Genomic DNA, 26,511 nt, shown 5'->3' with positions numbered 1-26,511 from the left:
TTAAAAACTTACCGCACCGGACTGTGAATATGGCCCACGCCAGCTTCACGGGGCACCTGGACGCTGGCCACCTCTGCGGAAACAGGCGAGATGAGCCAGGCACGATCGTATCTGAAAGCCTCCAGGACCGTGATATCTTGTGGGCGATAGTCGGTGCCGCTCTGGGTTTGCAGATTACTGACACAGCGCCTGCCCAGATTTTTCAGACAGGCGTTTTCCCCAGCGGCGGCGTTCGTATCAAAAAGCGAGAAGGCATTACCGGGCTGCCGGATGTCGTTAAACAGCGGATGAGCCACATTCTCAAAGGCGTTACCTTCCACCAGCAGACGCGAAGAGGGTGTTCTGGACATTATCGCGCCCTGATACGTCAGATTGACAAAGACATTGTTAACCAGCTGCGCCAGGACACTGGCATTGCCCATCCCACCGGCATGCGGGGCACGCCCGGAGGTATCATGAACATAATTGCGCGCGACCGTTAATGTGTCATGCTGCCCCAGAAACAGCCAGACCCAGTAATGGTGACCGTCGCAGGTTGCGGAATAGGGTGTTCTGCCGTCAAATTCGTTATCGGAAAGCGTGACATGGGACGCGGAGCCCCAGCCCGTGACAATCATCTGTCGGCCAATGCGGGCGAAAGTATTGTGATCAATCCACACACCCTCCGCATTATCAACGGTAAGGGCATCCCCTCCCCAGACCAGCTGCGGATTGATATCTGACAGTGTCAGATTGCGGATAATCACGTTGTGAACGCCGCCACCGACGTAAAGTCCGATGCCCTGAATCCCCGCATGTGCCCCTACACCAATCAGCGTCTTGTTTGATCCCACCATAAGACGGTCTAAACCGGCATTATCATAGGTCACCGAAACCGGCGCTTTGCCCTGACAAAACTGGTTGGCACCGTTGCGCGCCAATTGGCCACCGCCTCCTGGGCAGGCATTTGCCATGCAACCCCTTTCCGTGGTCGTGGCTTTGCCGTTGACCATGACCGTTCCACGAAAATCGACGGTATGATCCAGAGCGATGATCCGGGGACGATCATCCGTACAGTTTCCGTGTCGGTCATAGGTGGCGCACAACGCCTTCACCAGATCATCAGTGCGGATGGGATGAACAACCGCGCCACCGCTACCGCCCGTCACGCCTTTGGCAAAGCCGTCCGGCAGATCGGCAGCGCGCGATAACGCGGACGTCAGGCAAAGAACCGCAAGGAGGAACATCGTGAACAATCCGTAAAAAGGGCGGAAAACAGCCTGTCTACAGAGCGTGTGAACTGAAAACCTGAAGCGACAGTGCGGGCTTTTCATTCCTGTCCTCTCAACGACGCCGTGTTGCGCTGACATACCGGGCCCGCATCGATGTCGAGCGGGGGAAGAGCCTGTCGAACCCACCAGGCCACTCGCATCGTACAGGAAAGTCGAAATGAACGTACAGCCGTGACCCGCAGGTGCGTCACAGGACGATCATGGGCATACAGGCAACGTAAACATGTCCCTGCGCATCAGACCGTCGCGCTCAGGGCTGATCGCGTCAGCCGAAAACTGCGGCCTTACAGCGCTGTTCCGCTGCCTGCCAGAAGTGGATGCAAATACAACAGTTTCTACTGTAAATAAGGACGCCATCCTGCCGATGTAAGGTTAAACCTGTCGCAACAACTGGAGCGAACATAAAGACATATGCGTCGTATAATTTATACTTCGCGTAGTGTGAAAAGTGCCGTTTGTCATGTCTGCCTCAGGCTTTTACTCACCGAATCTGAACCATGTTGAACGTGCTGTTTATGTCCCCGGCCCAACTTTGTTTTCATCACCTGTCACAGTAATAGGTCATTCTCTGATCATTTTTATTAAATGATATTTTTCTCCCGCCGATAAATCGTCTGAATGTTTGAGTTAGTACTGATATTCATCAGTCATCAGAATCCCTTTATGGCAGGAAATAACATGACCATTACACAGCGTTTACTCTTTACCTTTTCACTCCTTTCTGCTGCCCTGGTGACAATGGTTATCGTTGCAGTGCTGGTGGCGGGCGGCTTTCAGTCCCGCTTTAACTATGTTCAGGAAAATACGGTTCCGTCCATTCTGGACATCGGCAAAATGGTCGACAGCAGTAATGCGCTTGTCATCTCACTTTACCGCCACCAGAGTGCAACAGACCCGCGCCGTCAGGCTGTGCTGGAAAAGGAAATCGAGGGGGCGATTAGCCAGATTAAGTCGCTCAACCAGTATTATCTGAAGAATGATATTTCAAGCGATGAGGACCGTCAGTTAACGGAAAGTTCGTTTGCCGCTATCAAAAAAGTTGAGGAAACTTTACCGGCTTTTCTGGCCGCCTCTCGTGCACAAAATGATGCGGCTTCACTTGGCTCCCTTCAGGGTAACGACGGTATTGGTGCCGCTGCGCGTCAGCTCAATGCCGGTTTTCAGAAACAGCTGAAACTCAACGTAGACATTGGTAATGCGCTGCGCAAACAAAATGATCACACTTATAACGTAACAGTGTGGAGCCTCATCGGCGGTTCTGCCATAGCCATTATCATTCTCGCATTCTTCGCCCTCAGAACCATTTTTGGCATCAAACGTCAGTTGAACGGCATGCGTCATGTAATGGAAACCGCCAGTGAACGCCTTGACCTGACGCTGCGTGCAGATGTGAGTCGCCGGGATGAAATTGGCCTGACCGCCAGCGCCTTTAACCATCTGATTGAGAATGTGTCAGACTCACTTTCTAAGGTTGAAGCGTCGGCTCAGTCTGTCAGTTCAGCATCGGCGCAGATTTCGGCCGGCAACGAAGATCTGTCTTCGCGCACGGAGGAGCAGGCCGCGTCGCTTGAGCAGACAGCAGCAAGCATGTCTGAACTCAGTGAAACCGTTCGTCAGACCGCAGAAAACACACGGCTTGCCAGCCAACTAGCCAAAAATGCACAGGACATTTCAGAAGACAGCGCAGGCCGTGTCCGCACACTGCTGTCGACGATGGGCGATATCAAAGGCAGTTCCGCAAAAATTACTGACATCATTGCGCTGATTGAAGGTATTGCCTTCCAGACCAATATTCTTGCCCTCAACGCCGCTGTCGAAGCGGCTCGGGCAGGGGAGCAGGGGCGTGGATTTGCCGTGGTGGCAGGTGAAGTGCGTAATCTTGCACAGCGGTCATCCTCTTCAGCCCGTGAAATTAAAGAGCTGATCGAATCGTCTATAAGTTTTGTCCAGGCAGGCTCCGAACAGGCTGAGGGCGTTGGCAGTAATATGTCACGCATGAATGATGCCGTCAGGCAGGTTACCGATCTTGTGGATGAAATCTCTGTGGCCGCCAGTGAGCAGTCACAGGGGATCAGCCAGGTGCATCAGGCCGTTAACCAGATGGATGATGTCACTCAGCAGAACGCCGCGCTGGTTGAAGAAGCCTCGGCTGCCTCAAATTCGCTGATGGGGCAGGCCGCATCACTGAACCAGTTGGTCAATAACTTTACCCTTAAACCGGTTTCACACGTCCCTGCGGTGGTCCGCAGCAAGGTGGTACCTTCTTCACACGCGCCATCGTCTTTTCGTTCAGGTCCTGCCGTTGCAGCAGCAGATGAAAACAACTGGCAGAGTTTCTGATCTTTACGTTAACAGCGTTTCATTTAATTAAGGGCTGACACCGGCCCTTTTACTTTTTTATGCAGAGAACTTTTTCAGCATAAAAGCCTGAATCTGTTTATTAGTGAGTTTTATCAGAAGCACCGTCTGCTTTGAGCCAGAAGCCGATGCTTAATGCGGGCCTGCATATTTAAATTCTGAATCGTGCAGGAGTGGTGCCAAATACCCTGCGAAACATGGCGATAAAGGCACTCACGTTGTCATATCCAAGTTCCAGTGCAACTGTCGTCACTTGCTTGCCTGCGGCAAGAAGCTCAAGAGCTTTGAGTAACCGTATGCGCTGTCGCCATTCATTAAAGCTAAAACCGGTTTCGGATCTGAAACGCCGTGTCAGTGTGCGTGACGATACTCCCGCCCAGAATGCCCATTCTTCAAGTGTGCGACCGTCATCTGGACTCTCAGACAGCACCTGAGCAACTTTTAAGAGCCGTATATCCTGCGGCATTGGCAACCCAAGATTAACGCTGGGAAGCGAACCGATTTCATCAAGGATAACGTCAGATAAACGTTTTTGAGGCGCATTAAGCTCTGCAACCTTCCAGGAGGCTGCTCGTGTTATCGCTTCGCGTAGCAGATTTGTAACTGAGAGCACAGCAGGCTTATCAGATAATGCGCCACAGGCCGCAGCAGATATATAAACACTCCATCCTGAATATGGGCCGTGCGAGCGCAGACCATGCGGAATATTTGGAGGTATCCACACGGCATGCGTTGCTGGTACGACCCAGCGACACTCTTCCGCATCGATCGTAAGCAGCCCATGCTCAGCGCCGAGTAACTGTCCACGAATGTGATGGTGACGTGGTGTTTCCCTTATTGCATCCGACTGGCGGGCCGCGACAATCAAAGTGGGTCCATCAGAAGAAAAAGCCCGGGAGAATGGAATTAACGGGTCGGTCATATTGGCTTATTTGAGGTATTTATTGTCTTTTATACCGTACCGAAGCCATCAGGTCGATTGTAGAGTACTGATAACTTATGATGAGGACTGACCATGAAAATGATTTCTATTGCTAACGTATTGGATGAGATTATTAACCAACAGGAAATCCCCCTGGAAGAGATACTTAATCGCCACTTTAGTCCCGGTTATCGGCAGCGCACTGATAATGAGTGGGGAAGTTTAGATAGCTTTGCTCATCATGCTCGTAAACTTCGCGAAATAATTTCTTTCGGCAAAATTGATGTGCATGACGAACTTCGTGAAGGCAATCTCTATGCTACCAGACATCGTGTATTGTGTACTAAGCGCAATGGGGAAGAGGTTGAGATGGAAGTTTATATGTTTGCTGAAACAGATGATTCAGGGCTATTTGTTCGTATTGAAGAAGCCACACTTATGCTTAAAGGTCTGGAAAGTGACCGGGACCTGGGTAGCACCAGGTAACAGGGGTTTAAATGTCCGCTTCTCGCTTATAGCGGACAAAGGAAGAGATTTTAGCGTCCGCTTTGTGCCAGAAGCGGACAGGCCAAATGCGCTTTGTATGACCCCGCCTTAACGGCCGGTTAATTGCTGTGTATCAATTTAAGTGACTGCGACAGGAATGTTCCTGCTGGCTGAGAAAGTCGCAAGTCAGAAAAGTGTTTCCTTAAAAATGATTTCATCCACCCGGAGGATTGAAGACATATCGAAACCTTCCATGTCTGACATGAACGCCTTGCTGGCCATATATTTCTGATTTATAGCTTGTATTTCGGTATTTTCCTGATAGGTAACGGTTGCAATGACCTGACATTCTTTCCCGAGATAAACATGATTTACATATATACCAAAGGCTGGGAGAGAGGCCATATGTCTGGGCCAGTGTCGGTGAAAATAAATTTCTGCTGACTGTTTGTCTTTGAGTGTATAAATTCTGACCTGTTTCATATTTTCAATCCTGCTGTTAAGGCTTTCATACAGAACAAAGTCAAAGCATACCTATTCTATTTCTGAGAAATTAGCAAAAGACCACTTTTCGCGCATAGCGGATCTTCAGCTCAGTCAGCCTGTCCGCTTTGTGCCAGAAGCGGGCCTTGCTGAAATGATGTCGGATTCATTAACGGCGAGCGCGCCAATGCCGCAATAAGCCGCAGCATACCGCCTGCCGGACACCGATACAAATAAACGGGAATTTGAGCACAGCCATTCTGGCTAAAGAAAAACCGGGTCGTCGCCCGGTTCGTTTCTCGTACAGCTTTTCTCTGATCTTAGTGAAACTGAACGCCATGCCTCATACCTGTGTCATGCCACCATCCACACAGATTTCTGCTCCGGCTATATAGCTGCTTTCATCACTTGCAAGGAACAGGACGGCACTGGCAATTTCTTCAGGTTTGCCCATTCTTGATAAGGGAATGGTGCGGATTATCTCATTTCGTAGCTCTTCAGAGGCTGCACGCATCATCTCCGTATCGACAGGGCCGGGGGCGACAACATTAACGCGGATGCCACGGGCGGAGAGTTCACGTGTCCATGTGCGGGCAAAAGAACGGAGTGCTGCTTTACTGGCACCATATACGCCATATCCCGGCGTGCCAATCACATCGGCAACCGAACCTATCAAAACGACGCTCGCTCCCTCCTTCATCAGAGGAAGGGCTGCCTGCAGAGCAAAAAGCGGTGAGCGCACATTCAGGCCAAAAACAGAATCAAAATGTGTCGGCGTGACATCATCAATCGTCGAGTATTCTGCCATGCCGGCGTTGATGACCAGCACATCTATCTGGCTGGATTCTGTCTTGATTAAATCGACTATTCGCGTCAGTTCACTTATCTGGCTGACGTCAGCACGGACTGGCCTGGCAGTGCCCTTTATGGTCTGACTGGCTGCTTCTAACTCCTCATTACGGCGTGAGGTCAGCCAGGTTGTGGCACCTTCACTGGCAAATCGCTGGCTGATAGCCAGACCAATGCCTTTTGCACCGCCGAGTATCAGGGCAACTTTATTCTCTAATCTACTCATCTGCTCTCTCCTGTAAGGGTGGAAAACAGATGATATAATTTGTAAACTTAATAACAATTACGCACTTTATTTATATCAGGTATCGGGGAATATATCGCCATGTCTCAAACTGATTGTAATGACCTGAAAGAAATAGGGAAAACGCGGCCGGTTCTGGAGAACATAACCAATAAATGGTCAATTTTAATTCTCACTGTGCTTTGTAATGAACCTGTGCGCTTCAACGAACTCCGTCGCCGGCTGGAGGGTATTACGCATAAAGCATTGTCTGATGCGCTGAAGCGGCTTGAGCGCAATGGATTGGTGCTCCGAAAGGTACTGCCTACTTCACCAGTGAGCGTGGAGTACAGCCTTACACCACTGGCACAGACGCTTCAGGAGCCATTCAGTGCGCTGTATGGATGGGCGCTAAAACATGGAGCGGAAATGGAACGGGCTCAGTTGATGTATGATACCAGACAGGCGGAAGAGATTTGCTGAAGAGTCGTAATGTTGAATCCTGTTGCGATGCGCGCTCAGTTTTACAGGCCAGCATCGAAAATGTTGATTAATGAAGCCCCACGTTTCCTGACAATGCTTTATGTGGATGTCCGCTTTGTATCAGAAGCGAACATTTACGTATGAGGTAAGCACTCTGTCACCATGAGTTTTCCAGATTCATTTTCATCCTTGCGTAAGATGTGATGTATGGTTTGAACCGGGTAAGCTGATTTTCGACTGAATGTGATTTTGCTAGCATGAAACGCCATTGCGTTTGTGAGAGGTAACAGTGATTCACTTAAGACAGGCTCAGCGCAGTGATGCCGATGCAATAGCACATCTGCACACCGCCGGATGGAGAGATACCTACACGAAAGTGATGTCTGCGGATTTCCTTGAAAATCAGGCGCAGGAAGATCGTCTTTCACACTGGCGCTCAGCACTGAATCAGAGCAATGAAAGCGAAACAGTGTTTGTAGCTGAATATGATGGAAAGGTTGAAGGCTTCATATGTATTAAGCTCCACTATGACGCGCAGTGGGGCTGTTATATAGACAGCCTGCATGTAAGCTCTTCACTACGTGGTCACGGTGTAGGAAAACAACTTCTCTGGCGCGCAGCCGAATGGGTCAAGAGCAGGGATGATGAGTCACCGCTCTATTTGTGGGTGTTTGAAGATAACACCCAGGCAACAGCTTTTTATCAGCGCCTCGGGGGCACCATTGTGGAGAGAACATTATCCGATATGCCTTCATCAGATCATGCCCCGGTATTCAGAATCAGCTGGAAAAATGCCGGTCAGCTTCTGATATCTGCTTGCTGAAAAATTAGCCAATGCCTTTTCTCTCTAAAATCGACACCGCTACCGGGCTGCTTACCGATTACCTGTTCAGGTAGTGTAAGGAACGAACGGGCGATTTTATGTCTTGATCGGTTCCCGTTAAACCCAACACGGCTGTGTAAGTAAAATTTCCACCTGCTGTGAACACCCCAAACGGCCGTTCCTCACTCACAGCAAACACTACCTTTCCCCTGTCCGTTCTGGACCAACTACGGCTTAACGAAAAGATGAGTGAACGGCAGGTCATCGGTACGAGGCAGCCGGTATTCCCCGGAGTTTCAAATTATTAATAAGAAAAGGGAAATCAGCAAAATTCAGAAAGTGCTTTGCAAGACAGCGATGAGCGACAAACAAACGTTGACCCTGCTGTGAAAAGTATAATGAAGCCGTAACACCAGGGGATGTTTGCCGTTTATAGAGTCTCTTAAGCAAATGTGTTTAGATACCTGAACCTTAACGCCCGTGAAGAGTGGCTATGAATCCAAGAGAAAACATTCTCAGTGAGTTCAGTACGTTGTCTGCGGAACTGCAACGCGCTGCGGAATACTCCCTGCAGAATACCAACCAACTGGTCGTGCAATCGATGCGCACCTTTGCCTTTCAGGCTGGAGTTAAACCTGCCACTCTGCTCCGTCTGGCAAAACGGCTGGGGTACAGCGGTTGGGGTGAGCTAAAAGACGCGTTCATCGATGATATTGGGCTGCGTAATGATACATATGTATCCAGGGCTGAAAAGCTCGTTGCGTCGGGTCCGCAGTCTCAACTTTACAGTGAGATGTTCCAGGCGCATCAAAGTAATCTCGAATTCACACATAATGAAAACCGTCCGATGATGGAGCAGTCCGTGTCCCTGCTGGATGCGGCTGAGAATGTCTATATCTGCGGTTTCCGTGCCAGTTTCCCTATTGCCTGGTCGCTGTTCTACATTTATCGCTTGTTTCATCGCAACGTATCCTTGATCGATGGCCTGGCGAGTAATATCGAAGTCTTTACACGAGAATTCAGTTCAGACGATTGTGTCTTACTTATCAGCTTTGCTCCGTATTCTCGCGAGTCTCTGGCGGTATTGCAGGCCGCACAACGGGCGGGCGCGAAGATCATTGCGATTACCGATTCGCTGGTGTCACCGTTAGCCCAGGCCGCCGACTGTAAAATGTTGTTTTCCATCGACAGTCCGTCCTTTTTCCCTTCCGTCGTTTCTGGCATGGGGCTGGCAGAGTGCCTGCTCGCGATGCTGGTTGCCCGTCATGGCCGCGATGCGGTGAGTAAAATCGAAAATGCTGAGCGCTATTTGATGGAGTCGGGCGCTTATGTGGTACAGGGTAAACCCTGACAGCATGAGGCAAAGGGATCGGTCATAAGAAAACGGAATGCATTTGAATCATAATTCCATTGACGTGATTCAAATGAATCCTGCAAGATGCGCTGAGTCTATACAGCGTATTCAGGAGCAGGATCCAGCATGAGTCATATCATCCACCGTAGCTTGCGTAGCACACCCATCGTGGCGGCGCGCGCACAAGGCGCGTACATTTATGATACGAAGGGTAAACAGTATCTCGACGCCTGCGGGGGTGCGGCCGTTTCCTGTTTAGGACACGCCCATCCGGATGTTCTGGCCGCGATGCATCGCCAGATCGATCAGCTGGCTTATGCGCACACCAGTTTTTTCACCAGCGATACGGTCGAACAGCTCGCCGACCACCTGACGCGTAACGCGCCGGGCGATCTTAACTATGCCTATTTTGTCTCCGGCGGTTCGGAAGCGGTGGAAACCGCCCTCAAGCTGGCCCGTCAGTATTTTGTTGAAATCGGTCAGACGTCACGCACGAAGTTTATTGCCCGTAAGCAAAGCTATCATGGCAACACGCTGGGGGCGCTGGCTGTCGGCGGTAATGAATGGCGTCGCCGCCAGTTCGCGCCGCTGCTCATCGACGTGATCCGGGTTTCTGCCTGTAATGAGTATCGCGATCGCCTTGAACATGAAACCCAGCAGCAATACACCGATCGCCTGCTTAACGAGCTTGAGCAGGCGATCATTGAGGCTGGCCCGGAAACTATTATCGGTTTTTGTGCGGAAACGGTCGTCGGTGCCACCACCGGCGCCACACCGCCAACGCCCGGCTATCTGAAAGGCGTGCGTCGCCTGTGTGATAAATACGGCATTCTCTATATCGCTGATGAAGTGATGTGTGGAATGGGCCGCACCGGCACGCTGTATGCCGTTGAACAGGATGACGTGGTTCCCGATTTGGTGACCATCGCCAAAGGCCTGGGCGGCGGTTATCAACCCATTGGTGCCGTGCTGGCGAGTGAGAAAATTGTGTCAGCACTTCAGGCCGGTAGCGGGCTGTTCCAGCACGGCCATACCTATATCTGTCATGCGACCGCGGCGTCGGCCGCACTGGCGGTTCAGCACGTGATTGAGCGCGATAACCTGCTGGACGCGGTAAAACAGCAAGGGGCTTATCTGCACAATGCCCTGCGTGACGTGCTGGGCGAATTACCGCACGTGGGTGATACACGCGGGCGTGGTCTGTTTGCCGGCGTTGAGCTGGTCTCTGATAAAGCAGCTAAAACGCCGTTCGATCCGGGCCTTAAGCTCCATGCGGCTGTCAAAGCAAACTGTATGGCGCGCGGACTGATGGTCTATCCCATGGGCGGCACCCTGGACGGTCAGTATGGCGACCATATATTAATTGCGCCGCCGTTTATCGTGACGACCAGCCAGCTGGATTTTGTTGTGGACACACTGAATATCGTCATCCGTGAAGAGACGGCAAAATTATGATGAACCGTTTACCCCCGCTAAAAGCGGATGAGTGGGACGATGAGCAGCGCGTACTGGCGCAAGAGATTATCAACGGTCCGCGCGGCGCACTGCTCCCGCCTTTTGAGCCGCTGTTACGCAGCCCCGAGCTGATGGCGCATGCACAACGCATGGGGGAATATCTTCGCTATCGTAGTGCGCTGGGTCAGCGCTTATCTGAGCTGGCGATTTTGATCACGGCACGGCACTGGTCGCAGCCTGTTGAGTGGGCTATTCACGCACCCATAGCGCGTGAAAAGGGGATTTCAGCGGCGGCTGTGAAGGCCATCAATGAAAAACGCCCGCCCACGGATTTAAAGCCGGATGAAGCGATCATTTACGCTTTCTGCCAGCAGTTATATCAGCAGCAAAACGTCAGTGATATCACCTGGCAGCAGGCCATCGAGTTATGGGGCGAAAAAGGCGTGGTCGATCTGATAGGTATTAATGGCTATTACAGTTTTCTTTCGATGGTAATGAACGGCGCACAGACGCCGGTGCCCGACACGCAGGATCACATTATTCCTGCGTAAACTTTGGGTTTAATCAGGGCACGTCCTGACCTGTCCTGAATAATCAATATTCTCTTTTTTATATCCCGATGGACGCCATCGGGTGACATGTACTGCACGCTATTTCACTGACGCTGAGGGTTATTATGTCTGGATTATTTACTAAGTTAAAAATTGCATTCGCGCTGGTCGCCTGTTCCGCCACCTTTGCTGTGGCAGCGCAGGATAAATTAGTGGTCGGCGTTGATACGGCTTTTGTGCCTTTTGAATTTAAACAAGGCGATAAATATGTTGGCTTCGATATTGATTTATGGAATGCCATCGCGAAAAAAATGAATGTCAGCTATGAATTACGGCCGATGGATTTTGGCGGATTAATTCCTGGCCTGCAGTCGCGCAACCTGGACGTTGCCATGGCGGGCATTACAATCACTGAACCTCGCAAGCAGGTCGTCGATTTCAGTGATGGCTACTACAACGCCGATTTATTAATCGCCGTCAAAAGCAACAACACGTCAATCACGAAGTTCGGCGATTTAGTGGGCAAAAAAGTCGGCCTGAAACAGGGTACGGCTGCCGCCACGTTTATGAAAGGCAAATACAAAGCCGACTACGTTGAATTTCCCAATATCGATAATGCTTATCTCGATTTACAGGCCGGAAACCTGGATGCGGTTGTGCACGACTCGCCGAACGTCCTCTACTACGTAAAAACTGCCGGCGATGGCAAGATTAAAGCCGTCGGTGAAAACGACAGCATTCTGCCTCAGCAGTACGGCTTTGCGATGCAGAAAAACAGCCCTCTGACACCCAAAGTCAATGCCGCCCTTAAGGCACTGCGTGCTGACGGTACGTACAACAAAATCTATGTGAAATGGTTTGCTAAAGAACCGAAATAATCCCGCCAGGCCGGCGTGAGCTGGCCTCGTTTCGCTCCATGGGTCGAATTATGAATTTTGAAAGTAAATATATTTGGGAATCGTTGCCGATTCTTTTACAGGGATTGCAACTGACGCTGATTATTTCACTGTCAGGATTGTTAGGCGGTTTTATTATTGGATTACTGGCCGGAACCTGCCGTGCCTTAGGTGGCAAAATAGCCAAAACACTTTCGCTGATTTTTGTCGAAGTGATTCGTGGCACACCGATTATGGTACAGGTGATGTTTATTTATTTCGCGCTGCCGATGGTGCTGCCCATTCGCATTGAGCCGGTCACGGCAGCCATCGTAACGATTGTGATTAACTCGGGTGCCTATATCGCGGAAATCACGCGCGGAGCGATTCTTTCTATTAATAAAGGCTTCAAAGAAGCCAGTCTGGCAATGGGACTATCGCAGCGAAGTACATTGTGGCATGTCATCATGCCGTTAGCGCTGCGCCGTATGATCCCTGCCTTAGGCAATCAATGGATTATCAGTATCAAAGATACCTCACTGTTTATTGTCATTGGCGTGGCCGAATTAACGCGTCAGGGCCAGGAAATTATTGCCGGTAATTTTCGGGCACTTGAGGTATGGACCGCCGTGGCGATGATTTATCTGGCCGTCACGTTGTGCCTGAGTTTCCTGCTTAAGCAACTGGAGAAAAGGATGCATATTCTATGAGCATCGTTGAATTTAACGCGGTATCCAAAAACTTTGGCACAACGCAGGTCCTTCACGATATCAACTTAAAGATTGAAACCGGTGAAGTGGTGGTGATTATTGGCCCGTCAGGTTCCGGCAAATCCACACTTTTGCGCTGTATCAATAAACTTGAAGAGATATCTGGCGGAACGTTGCTGGTTGCGGGAAAACACATTACGGATCCGCATGCCAACGAGTGTGACATCCGCCGCGAAGCCGGCATGGTGTTTCAGCAGTTTCATCTGTTCCCGCATCTGACCGCGCTGGAAAATGTGATGTTCGGTCCGATTCGCGTACGCAAGCAGAGCAAAGCGGCCGCCCGTGAACAGGCAATGGCGTTACTGGAGCGTGTCGGGTTACGCGAACGTGCCGATCACTATCCTTCTGAACTCTCAGGTGGTCAACAGCAGCGCGTAGCCATTGCCCGGGCGCTGGCCGTTAAGCCTAAAATGATGCTGTTTGACGAACCGACATCGGCACTGGATCCTGAACTGCGCCATGAAGTATTAAAAGTCATGCGCTCGCTGGCTGAAGAAGGGATGACAATGATCATTGTGACGCATGAGATTGGCTTTGCCCGCGATGTGGCCTCGCGCCTGATCTTTATTGATGGTGGCACGATTGCCGAAGATGGTTCACCTGACAGTTTGCTTAACGCCAGCAGCAACCCGCGTCTTAAAGAATTTTTGCAGCATGTCTCCTGAACAGAAGTGAATAAATACACAATGAAAGCACTTACAATCACGGGTTCCGCTTTTGCAATCGGTCAGCAGCTTGGTGAATTTGGCCGTGAGGCCTGGCACAAAAAGCTCACCGTAACGGCGCTGTGGCAAACCGTAACGGCAATGAAAGAGGCTGAACCCACCCAGGCTATGCGTCAGCGTGTTCAGCAGCAGTTCCCGCTTATCTGGCAGGAACTAGAGGGACTTGCTGATGGATTGCAGGCACCGCTTGATGAGGTTTTCGCATGGAACTGCCGTGGCGATCTGGTGCGGTCTACGTCGGATGGTTGTACCACCGTGGCGGGAAGCAATGCGAACGGTGAGCGGATTATTGCGCATAACGAAGACGGTTTTCCGCAGTTACGGGATGACTGTGCGATCGTCTCAGTGGTGCCGGAACAGGGTCTGAAATTTATCAGCTTCGCCTATCCAGGGTCGATTTGCGGCCATACATTCGCTGTGAATGAAAAAGGGATTGTCAACACGGTGAATAACATCCGCGCAGTGGATCGCCCGGCGGGGGTTCCTCGTCAGGTTCTGGCCCGTGCAGCGCTGGATGCGACAACTCTGGATGAGGCTATCGCGATTCTGACAACAGGACCGCGTGCGGGGGCATTCCACCATACATTAGGGCAGCGGGGCGACAGCCGCCTGTTTAGCGTGGAAGCAACCGGTTCCGGTTGTTCTGTCACGCCATTGCGTCATGTCTTCGCCCATGCCAACCACCTGATTCATGCGAAACTTGATACCACTGAGCAAGTGATTACCGAGAGCTCCGCTTCACGTCAGCAGCGCCTGAACGACTGGCTGGACACACAGACGCAACTTGATGGCGCGTCGGCTAAAGCTATCCTCTCGGATCAGCATGATCCTGTGTTGCCTGTTTATCGCCTGTCGCCGCATGACCCGGATGAAGAAAACACGCTTGCGACAGCCATTTTCACGCTGGAAAGCGAGAAAACGACATTGCAGGTTTTTACACTGGATCGGCAACATGCTGCGCAACAGTACTGCATTGAATGACAAACTGAATCCGGTTGTCACCGTGATGAAACCTTTGGTCCTGTGTTTTACCAACATTCACTGGGCTGGTCAGCGGAAGGCTTCTGTCAGGGTTTGTACCCGCGTCGTGGTCAGGTGAGAAAGCGGGTGCTGTGCAAAACGCAGGCCCGGGGGCGCGCTCAGTGATGGGCGCTATAAGGGGAAGACAAAGCGCGCCGACTTTGCGCATCTGCTCAATGCACTGAGGGCGCGCGCCAGTCCCGGTTTGATAAAATTTTGAGCGTGACGTTCAACAGCGGGCAGGGCGAAATTCTCCTTTTCGCACCTGACGGACCTTAATCTGTTTCAGAGGTTGCTTTGTACCTGAAGCGGATGTTGTCTGGCACGATACTTTTCTGAACATGAGGCTTGAGTGATACATGCCTCATTAAATATCCAGAACCTGACTGATAAAATACCGGGTAAGCTCAAACACCTGACGTCGGTTTTTCTCCAGCACCATCATGTGTGTGGCTTCACCGATTTCTGTCCAGCGCTTCCAGGGGGTGCCTGTCGCTCGCAGGAACCAGTCCTGGATTGCATTCACAGGTACATCACGATCCCATTCACCATGTAAAAGCAATACGGGGACGCGGATGTCGGCGGGATCGTAGACGCCTTTATTTTTTGCCCAGTAACACCGTGTATCCTGAATCGGACCGGTGCTAACCCGGATTTTGCGCTGGGCTCTCAAAACCGGATCGGGTTCCTCATCCACTGTTTGCCGGGCCCAGTGCATAAATCCGCCGGGACAAATAAGGCTGTTCTTTTTATTGTCTGGCACGGCCTGAAGCCAGCGTGATTCCACTGCATCAATGTCAATATCGCGCCATGCGCCTATTTCGCCGCCGGGATCCAGCGCGTATTTACCGTCCTGAATCCACTGTGGCGCAATAAGCGTCAGACGCCGCACGTTAGCGGTATTCCGTGTGGTGTAAAGCGACGCCACCGTTCCTCCCCATGACATCCCGATGAGGTTCAACTGCGTCAGTCCATGATGTGCAAGAACGTAATCAACCGCACTTCCTAAGTCCCTTACTGCGGTTTCAGCACGCGCTGACGGCGGATTTTCCCGCGCAGGCAAAGAGAAAGAAGGTAGTCTTGATGCGCGGCCGTATCCACGCACATCCACTGCCCAGACATCCAGACCGGCTGCGGCAAGGTAATCAAGGAAAGATTCCCCCTCAAGCGGTGTATCAAACAGACTTCCCGATGAGAAAGTGGCGCCGTGCATCAGCAGAACCGTCTGTGCCGCATCAAAGTCCGTAGTATCAGCGCGCCGCCTGTGACGCAGCCACAATGAAATGTCTCTGGTATCGGAGGGTATGGCGAAAGCTTCGCTGAACAGCGGTGGTGTGTTTGTCATGATATTCTCCTGTCAGGCGTGCTGCCAGGTTAACTGGCCGTTTGTATTGAGAACCCGTCCAGCCGAGCTGTCCGGAAAGTGAGAGGTAAAAACCAGCGCCCGGGTCTGAGCAGCAAAATTCATCATCACTGTCCGGGATTTTTTTGCCGTGTCGGGAAATTCGCAGTAGCGGCTGTTCCACTCGGGGAGGCATATCTGAAGCGGGCTGTGCACGACGTCACCCCAGAACAGGGCCGTCTCACCGCCGTCTGAGAAACTGAATGCCAGGTGATCAACGCTGTGCCCCGGTGTTCTGTGAATCTGCAGCCCGGCAACGACCTCTGTCTCGGCGCTGTCCAGAAACACGGCCTGCCCTGAAGCGACGACCGGATACACACTGTCATCCATTGCACCTGTGCTTTCCGGCATGACATTAAGTGGGTTCTGATAAAAATGGTATTCATCTGCGGAGAAGTAGTAGCGGGCGTTCGGAAACGTGGTGCGCCACTGACCTTTCTTCAAAACAGTATTCCAGCCGACGTGATCGACATGAAGGTGCGTTAAAACGACCGCATCCACCTGCTCAGGCTCAACGCCGGCCGCTCGCAGCGCATGCAGCCAGTGGCTGTTCATTTCATGAAACTTTGCATTGCCGGGGCGTTTTTTGCCGTTACCCGATGCGGTGTCAAGGATGATGACCCTACCGTCTTTTTCAATCAGCCAGCTGTGTGTGCTGAGCGACACGGTCTCGTCTGTAAAATCCAGATCATGACGTTGAATGTGTTCAGCAAAACGCAAGGCTGACTGACGATCCCACTGTGGAAACAGAGACAACACGGGAATGCCGTTGCTCTGTTGCTCTGGAATCTTTGTGATTTTTGCACCGGCGACGTGCCAGGTTAACAGCTTGCTCATGTGCTTTTCCGTTGGGGGAATGGACTGGATGGCCGTATATTCAGGGTTGTGGGCGTAATGAACAATCGGGCGCCGGGCAAACTTAAATTGCAGATACAGCAACAATAAGGCGGGGCATGGATAAATTTTCTGCGATACGCAGCTTTCTACAGGTCGTTGAAACCGGAGCCTTCACCCGTGCTGCGGAAAGTCTCGGGTTACCCAAGTCAACGGTGACACGGCAGATTCAGGCCCTCGAAAATGAGCTGGGTGTAAAACTCTTACATCGTTCTTCACGACGGCTAAGCCTCACGGAACAGGGTGAGGTTTACCACAAGGGCGCGCAGGCATTACTTATCCAGGCGGAAAAACTGGACAGCAGCGTTTCGGGAGCGGCTGGAACGTGGCGTGGCCAGCTCAGGGTAGACATGCCGGGCGCGCTGGCATACTGCCTGATTATTCCGAGGTTGGGGGATTTCATAGACCGCTATCCGGATTTACAGATCATCACAAGCGTGGGCAACCGAACCAGCGATCTCATTGAAAATCAGTTTGACTGCGTGATACGCATAGGACGACTTCACGATGACTCGCTTGTTGCCCGCTCTCTGGGAGCACTGCCCATGGTGGTATGCGCCGCGCCCGCATACCTTAAAAGACAGGGTAAACCCTCCCATCCCACGCAGTTAGTGCACTTTCATCATATTCAGGTGCGTTCCCCACAGAGCGGCAGACGTTTTGAGCATCAACTGATGAAAGCCAGCGAATCGTTTCCGCTTAGCGGTCCGTTTCAGATATCCGTCAACGACGCTTACGCGGCATTCAGTGCGGCGCGCGCGGGCCTGGGCATCGTAACGACCTATGAGTTTCTGGTGGCAGACGCGCTGAGAAAGGGGGACCTTATCAGGCTGTTTGATGAATGGCTGGTTGATGAACTCCCGGTTCATATTGCCTGGCCGGAGAACCGCCAACTGGCTCCCCGTATACGATTATTTGCGGACTGGGTCAGGGAACAGTTTTCAGAAACAGGTATGACAGGACGCTCCTGAGGCAATGGTTGACGCTGACTGGTAGTGTTTTGCTGCTGAGGTAACGTGTTTAGTGACTGTTGCCGCTCCTGAAAATGCTTCCTCTCAGCGAGTGATGCAAAGATCAGGCATGACTTATAAAGCAATAGAACAGTTTTACCTTGTGCCCTACGTCGTTCATGAACCTGGTATTTAGCGCGATCAGTTATAAGGCGGATGTTTACACAACGCCCCCCTGATAAAGGAGCGCGTTTCATCGACCCGTTGAACTCACAGCGCAAACCGGACCTTACGATTTAACTGGACTGGCCTGTGCAGGATTTCAGGCCGAAACATACCTCTTCAGACACAGCCATGGATTTTCCTGATCATAATGGTAAATCATCATTAGGTTTTCCCTTACAGACGTAATACTTACAGAGCCGAACGATAAAGAACTGGCTGAATCTGAACCACAGATATGAACCAGATGCAGAGCAGCGGCTAGCTGGTGAAGCCGTAAGGCAAACGCAGGGCTCGGCTGTCATCACTCAGTCCCTCTGGTTATGATTAAGCAGACCTTAATTTTCCAGCCCCTGAGAGTCCTGTTCTTATGGAGTTTTGCGCCGGAACCCCATATCATTGATTAACAATGGTCAAGTAAAGGAAGCGCTGATGCAACTGATAAAAACTGAATACACCCTTAGATCCGGTTATCCGATTGTCAGGCGCACGCTGGAGAACAAAAAGAATTTAGTGAAACAGCCTGGTTTCGGTCCTGAGTCCTGCTGTGCAGTAGTCGAGTACCGGCTACGGGGTAATATTCGTTATGCGTTCGGAAACAGTCGGATGCAGGTAAGCGTGCCACCAGGAATCTATACTAATAACTGGGTAAGGCTGCATGGCGAAATGGCTGCACTCGTTGCTGCGATAGAACGCATTGAGCGCTTTTCCAGCGATGATGTCATACCCATCACGGCTGCCTATATTGAATTGCGACCCTGTGAGGCCAACTGCATGCAGGCACTGCATAATATCCTGCCTGAGAACGCTAACGTCTATTACTCTTTTGACCACCCCACTCAGGTTGAGGAATGGAAATTACGTGCTCACGAGCTTTGTGGTGTTTGAAACTTTTCACACATTTCCCGGCTAAAACACAGGACAGCCACTAATACACAGGGGAAACCTTAGGGTGTTTTTCTGGGGTAATAATCGCATCGCGCTTCTGTTGATAGCGGCTGCACGAATCGTGGCCCCCGATATATGCAATTACGTAACGTAACCGCAGTAAACACGCCGTTTATCGCGGGCTCTGCCCCTGACTATGTGTGCGGATATTCCGTGTGCGGTCATTTACCGCCGATATGCCAGCCTGATGCAAGGGAAGCGGAAAAATGCCGCTCTTACCTTATGACGGCTTGTTTACTGAAGGCGTTCTCACGCTGCCTGCCGGGACTGGTGTATGAAACCGCACGGACTGGAATGTTAATCACACATTCTGTTGAATAACCTACATCCACGTTTTCTCTGCCTACTGTCATGCGGCGGTCACTTTCTGCCAATGCGTCATCCTGTAAAAAACACCGTAAAGCAGCAGAAGTATTTTGCTGCTGCACACTTTTTGTGTTTAAGATGATAGAAATCTATCATCTCGGGCTGTGTAATGAAAAAAATATCCATGTCAGCGGTTGCCAGAGCGGCGGGTGTCGGGGTGGCTACCGTTGATCGTGTTCTAAATAACAGAGCGTCAGTGAAGCAGGAAACCCGGGACCGCGTTCTGCGCGCAGCGGAAGCGCTCGGTTACCGGGAAGATCTGCGTAAGGTGATGACGCCAGAAGCCACGGCGGTTAAGAGCGCGGTGCGCACCGGGTTTATTCTGCTGCCCAGTGATTATTCGTTTTATCAGGTGCTGTCAGAGGAAATCCGCCGGTATGCAGACGGAAAACTGGCGACAGAGCCGGCCTTTGTGTGGGCTGATATACATGATGTGGAGAAAGTTGTGTCGTCTCTTGAAGCTCTGGCAAAACGCGTCGATATCATTGGAGTAGTTGCGCTCGATCATCCTCTTATACGGCACACCATTAAGCAAATATCCGCATCAGGCGTGCAAATTTTCACTTTGTTTTCCGATCTTTCTCCCTGTGGTCAGGCGGGCTATATCGGTCTCGATAATCTCAAAGCAGGGCGTACAGCGGGATGGTTTGCTGAGCGCATGATGGAAAAAGACAGTGTTATTGGTGTGCTGCTCGGCGATCACCGTTTCAACTGCCAGGAAAGCTGTGAAATAAGTTTTCGTTCGTACCTGCGCGAGAACAGACAAGATGCGGTGGTGCTTGAGCCGTTACAGACGCGGGAAAGCATCAGTGGGGGCTATCTGGCTGCCAGCCAACTGCTCAAAAACCATCCCAGTGTGGCCATGATTTATGCGCCGTGCGGTGGCATAGAGGGCGTAATCAAGGCGGTCTGTGAAAGTGCGCGACATGATATAAAAATTCTCTGCCATGGCCCGTTCATCGGCGATGAAATGGCGCTTATCGCGGGGCATGTCGATGTGATGATACGCCACCGTATCGATGTTGTGGCTGAGACGATCGTCTCTGTTTTTATCCGCAGATATCAGGAAACCGACCGCAATCCTCTCTCTGTTACCGTTCCCTTCGATCTGGTTACCCGGGAAAATATCTGACGTCTCACGACGTATCACGCAGAGGGTTGCGCTGTCTGGATTTGATGTAAAACTATCAATAATATGATTTAAAAAAATCATGATCTCTATCAAATAATCCACGACGGAGGGTTGCTGGTATCAAAAAACCGGCGCAATACTGCGCGCACTGAGTCAGGCATTTGTCGCCTGCATGTCAGTGCTTACCTGTGTTGCCGCATCCGGAGAAAAACCATGACCATTTCCATAGCGACTGCACCCTGTAGCTGGGGAGTGGACGACCCGAAAAACCCGTTTCTTCCCCCCTGGCAGAGCGTGCTAAAAGAGGCCGCGCTCGCCGGATACAAAAGTCTGGAGCTGGGACCATGGGGATACTTGCCTGTTGAGCCCGAAGCCCTGACGTCTGCACTTCAGGAACATCAGCTGTCTGTTATTGCCGGCACCCTTTTCGACGATTTAGTCAGTGAAGAAAACTTCCCGGCAATGATCGATCTGACCCATAAGATCTGCCACAACCTGAGCGCCGTTACCCGGCAGGCTGACGCTGTCAATGAGGGGTTATCGCCACCTTATCTTGTCATCATCGACTTTGGTGATCCTGAACGTGCCGCCACAGCCGGTCAGTCAGAAAAGGCCCCGCGGCTTAATCCCAGTGACTGGCAGACGATGATAAGACATATCACCATTCTGAGTGAGATTGCCTGGAAAGTGTACGGTGTCAGGCCGGTCATTCATCCCCATGCTGGTGGCTGCATTGAGTTTGCCGATGAACTGGAAAAGCTGGTCCACGATATTCCCCATACCGTAGCCGGGCTTTGCCTGGATACCGGCCACCTGTATTACGCTGGCATGGCGCCGGTGGCCGCGCTGGAACGTTACTGGGACAGGATTGATTACCTGCACTTCAAGGATGTTAACGAGGCTGTCTGGCGCCGGGCAGTTAAAGAAGGGCTGGATTTTTTCACCGCCTGCGCCCAGGGCGTCATGTGTCCTCTTGGCAGCGGTGCCATCAACTATCCGGACGTTCATGCATTTCTGCGCCAGCGTCGTTACAAGGGCTGGATAACCATTGAACAGGAAAGAGATCCGCGTGATGCGGATACAAGCCTGCGTGATGTCACGGCCAGTCTGCATTATCTGCATTCCGTCGGTTTCTGAGGAGAATAATCATGATTAACGGCATTAAACCGCTCGAAAAATCACTTCGGTGGGGCATGGTTGGCGGTGGCCGGACCAGTCAGATTGGCTACATTCACCGCTCATCGGCACTCCGTGATCATACCTTTACGTTAGTCGCCGGCGCGTTCGATCTTGATGCCGCACGTGGGCGCGCCTTTGGTGAGGCACTGGGCCTTTCACCAGACCGGTGCTATGCCGATTACGAAACCCTGTTTGCTACAGAAGGACAACGCGAGGACGGTATTCAGGCCGTCTCCATCGCCACACCAAACAACACGCATTTTGCTGTCTGCTTCGCCGCGCTTGAAGCCGGACTTCATGTGATATGTGAGAAGCCGCTGTGCTTTACGGTCGAAGAGGCTGAGCATCTGGCGAAACTGAGCCGGGAGAAAAACAAGATCATCGGCTTGACATATGGTTATACCGGTCATCAGCTCATTCTCCAGGCCAGAGAAATGATTGCGGAGGGACTCTTGGGCGACATCCGCATTGTTAACATGCAGTTTGCACACGGTTTTCACAACGAATCCGTTGAACAAAATAACGCCAGTACCAGCTGGCGCGTTAACCCGCGCTTTGTCGGACCCAGTTACGTGCTGGGGGACCTGGCAACCCATCCGTTGTGCATCGCTGAAACTATGGCTCCCGCCTTAAAAATCAGGCGACTGCTGTGCTCGCGTCAGAGCTTTGTTAAAAGCCGCGCTCCCCTCGAAGATAACGCGTTTGTCCTGATGGAATATGAGAATGGCGCGGTCGGCAGTCTGTGGGCCTCCGCCGTTAACTGCGGCTCCATGCATGGGCAAAAAGTGCGCATCGTCGGCGCTAAAGCCAGTATCGAGTGGTGGGATGAACAGCCGAACCAGCTCCGGTTTGAAATTCAGGGCGAGCCGGTACGCATCCTGGAAAGGGGCATGGACTATCTTCACCCGGCCGCGCGTGCAGATGACCGTATCGGAGGGGGACATCCGGAAGGTCTTTTCGAGGCCTGGTCAAACCTCTACAGACGTTTCGCGCTGGCTATGGATGCCACCGATCGGGGTGACGACGCCTTCCTTAAGGATTTCTGGTATCCCGATGTGCATGCGGGGCTGGCGGGCGTCAAATGGGTGGAAAACTGTGTCCGTTCAGCCGAATCCGGCTCGACGTGGGTGGAATGCTGATATCGACTGTAGTGGATGAGCGCATCAGTCTGTTGAGGATGAGATTTGCGATTAAGTGACTTTCTCTGCCTGAAACCCGACTCAGGCAGCATGAGATAACGTAAAGGTGGCATCAATGAAAATTGCATTCGACGTAGATGTAATCAAAGATCTGGGTATCACCAAAATGGTCCGTCAGGTGTCGGAATGGGGCTACAAGTACATCGAGCAGTCTCCGCATCCGGAAATTAATCCGTTCTATAAGCATCCCCGCGCAAGCCGCGAAATCATTGCGGAGTATAAGAAGGCCCTGCGCGAAACGGGCGTTGAAATTTCCTCTTTCATTTGTGTTTACCGATGGTCTGGCCCGGATGAACTGCGCCGACAGGCGGCGGTAAAAAACTGGACACGCCTCGTTGAAATCGCCGTCGAAATGGGGGTTCAGGTTATTAATACCGAACTGGCGGGCGATCCTAATCAACCTGAAATCTGCGATGAGATGTTTTACCGCTCGATGGAAACACTGCTTCCGTTGTTCGAACGTGAAGGGATCCGTGTAGAAATACAGGCGCATCCATGGGACTTCTGCGAAGAAAGCGACGAAACCGTCAATATGGTCAGGTCATTCAGGAGTGATAACGTTAAATACGTTTACAGCGTCCCGCATACCTTTTTTTACGATAAAGGAAAAGGGGACGTAGAGAGGATGCTTCGTCATGCGGGGCACGATCTCTCTCATGTTCTCATTGCCGATACGATGAATCACACCAAACATTGCCGCTACATTGTCAATCCACCCGGTGTCGATGCGACCATTCATCAGCATGTTGGCATCGGAGAAGGCGAGGTGGATTTTGAGACGCTGTTCCGCACCCTGCGGGAAATGAAGTTTGCAGAGCAGACGTTCAAAGTGGGTGGCGAACCTGTCGTGGCCGCTTCGCTGTTCGGTTACCCGGAAAAAATGAAATATCAGGCCGTTGAGACCCGCGAGCGGATAGAACGGGAATTGCTCACGCCGTCTCGCTGAGTCATCTGCCCGGCATGATGGGGAAGGTATTCCTGCATTCACGCCGGGCTTTTAAGCGATACCTCTCTGACTGTTACTGCCTCAGTACAGACTGTCTGACGAAACGGTTTATCGCTTCTCCTTGCTCACCGCTGGCTTTAGCCATCTTCGCTGTCCATTTCTTTCTGTATTTGGCATGACATCCATCCCTTACGGCTGTCTCTGCCTTTATCTGTCGCGAAACGCATTATGCAGAAGTCGCCACATATGATGGGCTGCCGGGGTAAAGCGCCTGTCGGAGTTCCGTAACAGGTGACACTGAGCGCTACTGGCAATCGGATGATCGATTGGCACGGCGACAAGTGTGCCCTGGCGAATCGGGTCGGCGGCGGCGTGGGCCGTCATAAATGAGACGCCGAGCCCGGCCTGACTGAGGTTCATGGCGGTCGAGAAGAGGTTACACCGGTAAGCCGGATGAAACTGCAGGCCCTGGCTTTTGAACATCGCGTTCATATGCCGCTGCAGGCCAAAGTTTTCTGTGAGGGCGATAAGCGGGTGAGCAGTCAACGCTTCAATGGTGATGCTGGCGAGACTGGCGACAGGATGCTGCGGCGCGACGACGGCACAAATCGGCCCCCACTTAAAACTGTGCCGCTTCAGTTCCGGTGTGCCAATCGGACCAAACGCCAGCGCCATATCCGCTTCGCCGCTGACGATATCGTTCATCATCTCCTGCATGCTGCCGACCACAATATCGACAAACACCTGCGGGTAAGACTGGGCAAATTCGCGCATAACCCCTTCGATAAACGCCGTGATCAGTCCGCCGCCAATGCGCACCGAAAGCGTTCCGCCGCGCATATGGCGCAGATCTTTAAGCTGGCTCTCCAGCTTTTCGCGCCGCATACGGCTGACAAAATAGTCCTCTGCCAGCAGGCGTCCCGCTTCGGTCAACACCACGTTACGCCCACGCCGTTCCAGCAAGGGAAGCTGTAGCGCACGCTCAAGTTGTGCGATTTGACGGCTGACGACCGACGCATTAACCCCGAGGATATCTGCCGCGCGGCGAATGCCGCCCTGATTACCGACTTCATACAGATAGCCCACCTGTTTATCCTGGAACATCTGCCACATTTCCTCGTTACTGTTGACCTTAAGGCAACAATAACATCACTCCACGGCTATTTATCAAGCTCTTTAAATAGTGATAATCAAATTAACCGTTAATTTTCGCTGGTCAGAAAAGAAAAAAAGCGAACAACATCGTACTGCACCAAAAGCGCGCCCAAAAACGGTGAGAAATTATTTGCCTGCGCCTTTAGGCAGGCAGAGAAAAATACACTTCTCCGAAAAGGGATATGACGTTCTCATGTTTTTTTGGGAAGGGTTTTTACTGCACTAAAAATCTTAATAAAAGAGGTTTATTTCACGGCTGGGCTATTCAGGCATGGATCCTGCTTAGTATCAGGACTTTTCCATTACAGATGTAAAGAGAGATGATATGAGCGAATCAAAAACACTGAAGCAGCCAGATAAAGAAGCGACAGAGGAGTGGAAAGTGGGGCCGGGCGCGTGGATTTCACTGATCATTGTGCTGCTGGTCTTTTCCGGCTTCTTTTTTAAAGTTGACGGTATGGCCTGGCTGGGTGCATTCGATTTTACCACGTTAGGTGGCGCGTTCGGCACCATGAAAACGCCGGAAACCAATACCTTTATCGGCAGCGGCGGCCTGAGCGCCAAAGCCGGCTTTCTCTTTGCACTCTCGCTGGTGCCCACGGTAATGCTGGCACTCGGCCTGCTGGAAATCTTCACTCATTATGGCGCGATCCGCGCGGCACATAAATTACTTACTCCGCTGTTAAAACCACTGCTCGGGATTCCGGGTTATACCGGTCTTGCGTTGATTACCGATCTGCAAAGCACCGATGCCGGCGCGGCATTAACCAAAGAGCTCTATGACAGCAAAAAAATCACCCGTAAAGATGTGGTGATTATGGGCTCGTGGCAATACTCGGGTGCCGGGTTGATTAATAACTATTTCTCTATCGGCTCGGCGATGTTCGCTTCATTAACGCTCCCCATTATTATTCCGCTGATTTTAATGTTTGTTCTTAAATTCGTCGGTGCCGCCGTGGTTCGCCTGGCATTAAATACTGTTTATAAGCGAGATTTCGACAATGAATAATCAGGCAAAAGTCTCCGGTAATCCGTTTGATATTTTCGTTATTGGTGCGCGCAAAGGGTTTAATATCGCCATTAATAATCTGATGCCAAATGTATTAATGGCCTATGTCATCGCAGAAATGCTTAATTTGCTGGGCGTGATGCAGATTATTGGGCACATTTGCGCCCCGCTGATGGGGCTTTTTGGCCTGCCGGGCGAGGCGATCACCGTACTGTTAACCGCCTGGCTCTCTTCCTCTGCGGGCACCGGCGTTGCCGTCAGCCTGCTGAGTAAAGGCCAGCTTGATATGGCCCAGATTACCATTCTCGCGCCCGCCATCTTTTTGATGGGCTCGCAACTCCAGTACATGGGGCGCCTGCTGGGCGTGGCCGATGTGCCGAAGAAGTACTGGCCGTTACTGATGGCGGTCAGCATTCTCAATGCCGTAATCGCCATGCTGATTATGCGCGTTATTGCCTGAG

Annotated in this window: 26 protein-coding genes and 1 pseudogene; 19 read left to right on the top strand and 8 right to left on the bottom strand. The window is 51.6% G+C overall.

Translation table 11 applies throughout. From position 1 onward, the window contains the following. Nucleotides 1–8: 8 nt before the first annotated feature. A complete protein-coding gene (locus tag C1N59_RS10500; RefSeq protein ID WP_394549443.1) occupies nucleotides 9–1,226 on the bottom strand; it encodes a pectate lyase family protein in 1,218 nt (405 codons plus the stop codon). Nucleotides 1,227–1,949: 723 nt separating this feature from the next. Here C1N59_RS10500 and C1N59_RS10495 point away from each other — a divergent pair. After that, complete coding sequence (locus C1N59_RS10495; RefSeq protein ID WP_394549442.1) at nucleotides 1,950–3,611, top strand: methyl-accepting chemotaxis protein; 1,662 nt, start codon at nucleotides 1,950–1,952, stop codon at nucleotides 3,609–3,611. Nucleotides 3,612–3,780: 169 nt separating this feature from the next. Here the strand turns inward: C1N59_RS10495 and C1N59_RS10490 are convergent, their stop codons facing one another. Together C1N59_RS10490 and C1N59_RS10485 are read right to left on the bottom strand one after the other, a co-directional pair. Next, entirely contained in the window at nucleotides 3,781–4,242 is a 462-nt protein-coding gene (locus C1N59_RS10490; RefSeq protein WP_233255757.1) for a helix-turn-helix domain-containing protein, read from the bottom strand. Nucleotides 4,243–4,317: 75 nt separating this feature from the next. Beyond that, nucleotides 4,318–4,551, bottom strand: a pseudogene (locus C1N59_RS10485) (AraC family transcriptional regulator); the annotation flags it as partial. Nucleotides 4,552–4,650: 99 nt separating this feature from the next. On the opposite strand from C1N59_RS10485, the gene C1N59_RS10480 reads away from it, so the two are divergent. Beyond that, nucleotides 4,651–5,037, top strand: a complete 387-nt coding sequence (locus C1N59_RS10480; protein WP_033741484.1) for a hypothetical protein — start codon at nucleotides 4,651–4,653, stop codon at nucleotides 5,035–5,037. 186 nt (nucleotides 5,038–5,223) lie between these two features. Here C1N59_RS10480 and C1N59_RS10475 read toward each other — a convergent pair whose 3' ends face one another. Further along, nucleotides 5,224–5,520, bottom strand: coding sequence for a hypothetical protein (locus tag C1N59_RS10475; protein WP_394549440.1), 297 nt, complete (start codon nucleotides 5,518–5,520; stop codon nucleotides 5,224–5,226). A gap of 343 nt (nucleotides 5,521–5,863) precedes the next feature. After that, on the bottom strand, nucleotides 5,864–6,595 hold the full coding sequence (locus C1N59_RS10470; RefSeq protein WP_058708155.1) for an SDR family NAD(P)-dependent oxidoreductase: 732 nt from the start codon (nucleotides 6,593–6,595) through the stop codon (nucleotides 5,864–5,866). Nucleotides 6,596–6,694: 99 nt separating this feature from the next. Between C1N59_RS10470 and C1N59_RS10465 the strand changes: the two genes are divergently transcribed. From C1N59_RS10465 to C1N59_RS10425, 9 genes are all read left to right on the top strand, one after another. Further along, nucleotides 6,695–7,075, top strand: coding sequence for a winged helix-turn-helix transcriptional regulator (locus C1N59_RS10465; RefSeq protein ID WP_033741436.1), 381 nt, complete (start codon nucleotides 6,695–6,697; stop codon nucleotides 7,073–7,075). A gap of 289 nt (nucleotides 7,076–7,364) precedes the next feature. After that, nucleotides 7,365–7,898 (top strand): GNAT family N-acetyltransferase, encoded by a 534-nt coding sequence (locus tag C1N59_RS10460; RefSeq protein WP_054633783.1) that lies wholly within the window; start codon nucleotides 7,365–7,367, stop codon nucleotides 7,896–7,898. A 493-nt stretch (nucleotides 7,899–8,391) separates the two neighbouring features. Further along, nucleotides 8,392–9,249 carry a MurR/RpiR family transcriptional regulator gene (locus tag C1N59_RS10455; RefSeq protein ID WP_039340377.1) on the top strand — a complete coding sequence of 286 codons (858 nt, stop codon included), beginning with the start codon at nucleotides 8,392–8,394 and terminating at the stop codon, nucleotides 9,247–9,249. Nucleotides 9,250–9,378: 129 nt separating this feature from the next. After that, the gene (locus C1N59_RS10450) at nucleotides 9,379–10,707 is read left to right on the top strand and encodes an aspartate aminotransferase family protein (protein ID WP_394549438.1); all 1,329 of its coding nucleotides are present in this window, start codon (nucleotides 9,379–9,381) and stop codon (nucleotides 10,705–10,707) included. Then, entirely contained in the window at nucleotides 10,707–11,258 is a 552-nt protein-coding gene (locus C1N59_RS10445) for a carboxymuconolactone decarboxylase family protein (protein WP_394550821.1), read from the top strand. The genes C1N59_RS10450 and C1N59_RS10445 overlap by 1 nt, the downstream gene beginning before the upstream one ends. 125 nt (nucleotides 11,259–11,383) lie before the next feature. Beyond that, entirely contained in the window at nucleotides 11,384–12,136 is a 753-nt protein-coding gene (gene glnH, locus C1N59_RS10440; protein WP_394549436.1) for a glutamine ABC transporter substrate-binding protein GlnH, read from the top strand. 50 nt (nucleotides 12,137–12,186) lie between these two features. Then, the gene (glnP, locus tag C1N59_RS10435) at nucleotides 12,187–12,843 is read left to right on the top strand and encodes a glutamine ABC transporter permease GlnP (RefSeq protein ID WP_039340375.1); all 657 of its coding nucleotides are present in this window, start codon (nucleotides 12,187–12,189) and stop codon (nucleotides 12,841–12,843) included. A gap of 2 nt (nucleotides 12,844–12,845) precedes the next feature. After that, entirely contained in the window at nucleotides 12,846–13,568 is a 723-nt protein-coding gene (gene glnQ, locus C1N59_RS10430; protein WP_394550819.1) for a glutamine ABC transporter ATP-binding protein GlnQ, read from the top strand. Nucleotides 13,569–13,589: 21 nt separating this feature from the next. Beyond that, nucleotides 13,590–14,609 carry a C45 family autoproteolytic acyltransferase/hydolase gene (locus C1N59_RS10425; protein ID WP_394549434.1) on the top strand — a complete coding sequence of 340 codons (1,020 nt, stop codon included), beginning with the start codon at nucleotides 13,590–13,592 and terminating at the stop codon, nucleotides 14,607–14,609. Nucleotides 14,610–15,015: 406 nt separating this feature from the next. Here C1N59_RS10425 and C1N59_RS10420 read toward each other — a convergent pair whose 3' ends face one another. Further along, complete coding sequence (locus C1N59_RS10420; RefSeq protein ID WP_394549432.1) at nucleotides 15,016–15,993, bottom strand: alpha/beta hydrolase; 978 nt, start codon at nucleotides 15,991–15,993, stop codon at nucleotides 15,016–15,018. 12 nt (nucleotides 15,994–16,005) lie between these two features. Beyond that, nucleotides 16,006–16,887: an MBL fold metallo-hydrolase gene (locus C1N59_RS10415; RefSeq protein WP_394549431.1), complete on the bottom strand. Its 882-nt coding sequence runs from the start codon at nucleotides 16,885–16,887 to the stop codon at nucleotides 16,006–16,008. Between the two features lie 116 nt (nucleotides 16,888–17,003). Here C1N59_RS10415 and C1N59_RS10410 point away from each other — a divergent pair, with 116 nt between their 5' ends. The 6 genes from C1N59_RS10410 to C1N59_RS10385 all read left to right on the top strand — a co-directional run bounded on the left by C1N59_RS10410 (nucleotide 17,004) and on the right by C1N59_RS10385 (nucleotide 23,886). Then, the gene (locus C1N59_RS10410) at nucleotides 17,004–17,915 is read left to right on the top strand and encodes a LysR family transcriptional regulator (protein WP_054633780.1); all 912 of its coding nucleotides are present in this window, start codon (nucleotides 17,004–17,006) and stop codon (nucleotides 17,913–17,915) included. 633 nt (nucleotides 17,916–18,548) lie between these two features. After that, nucleotides 18,549–19,004 carry a hypothetical protein gene (locus C1N59_RS10405; RefSeq protein WP_039340368.1) on the top strand — a complete coding sequence of 152 codons (456 nt, stop codon included), beginning with the start codon at nucleotides 18,549–18,551 and terminating at the stop codon, nucleotides 19,002–19,004. Between the two features lie 535 nt (nucleotides 19,005–19,539). Further along, nucleotides 19,540–20,562 (top strand): LacI family DNA-binding transcriptional regulator, encoded by a 1,023-nt coding sequence (locus C1N59_RS10400; protein WP_054633779.1) that lies wholly within the window; start codon nucleotides 19,540–19,542, stop codon nucleotides 20,560–20,562. A gap of 213 nt (nucleotides 20,563–20,775) precedes the next feature. After that, nucleotides 20,776–21,699 carry a TIM barrel protein gene (locus C1N59_RS10395; protein ID WP_394549430.1) on the top strand — a complete coding sequence of 308 codons (924 nt, stop codon included), beginning with the start codon at nucleotides 20,776–20,778 and terminating at the stop codon, nucleotides 21,697–21,699. 11 nt (nucleotides 21,700–21,710) lie between these two features. Continuing rightward, nucleotides 21,711–22,880, top strand: coding sequence for a Gfo/Idh/MocA family protein (locus C1N59_RS10390; RefSeq protein ID WP_394549428.1), 1,170 nt, complete (start codon nucleotides 21,711–21,713; stop codon nucleotides 22,878–22,880). Nucleotides 22,881–22,995: 115 nt separating this feature from the next. Then, entirely contained in the window at nucleotides 22,996–23,886 is an 891-nt protein-coding gene (locus tag C1N59_RS10385; RefSeq protein WP_058701914.1) for a sugar phosphate isomerase/epimerase family protein, read from the top strand. A 207-nt stretch (nucleotides 23,887–24,093) separates the two neighbouring features. Here C1N59_RS10385 and C1N59_RS10380 read toward each other — a convergent pair whose 3' ends face one another. Then, nucleotides 24,094–24,990 (bottom strand): LysR family transcriptional regulator, encoded by an 897-nt coding sequence (locus C1N59_RS10380; RefSeq protein ID WP_033742190.1) that lies wholly within the window; start codon nucleotides 24,988–24,990, stop codon nucleotides 24,094–24,096. A 376-nt stretch (nucleotides 24,991–25,366) separates the two neighbouring features. Here C1N59_RS10380 and C1N59_RS10375 point away from each other — a divergent pair, with 376 nt between their 5' ends. Then, nucleotides 25,367–26,050 carry a nucleoside recognition domain-containing protein gene (locus C1N59_RS10375; protein WP_033741636.1) on the top strand — a complete coding sequence of 228 codons (684 nt, stop codon included), beginning with the start codon at nucleotides 25,367–25,369 and terminating at the stop codon, nucleotides 26,048–26,050. Beyond that, a complete protein-coding gene (locus C1N59_RS10370; RefSeq protein WP_033741638.1) occupies nucleotides 26,043–26,510 on the top strand; it encodes a YjiG family protein in 468 nt (155 codons plus the stop codon). Before C1N59_RS10375 ends, C1N59_RS10370 begins: the two co-directional genes overlap by 8 nt. Nucleotide 26,511 lies beyond the last annotated feature (1 nt).

Source organism: Pantoea sp. SGAir0183 (genome assembly GCF_043545505.1).
The sequence above is the reverse complement of the archived record's forward strand: the minus strand, read 5'-3'. Positions and strand labels throughout refer to the sequence as shown.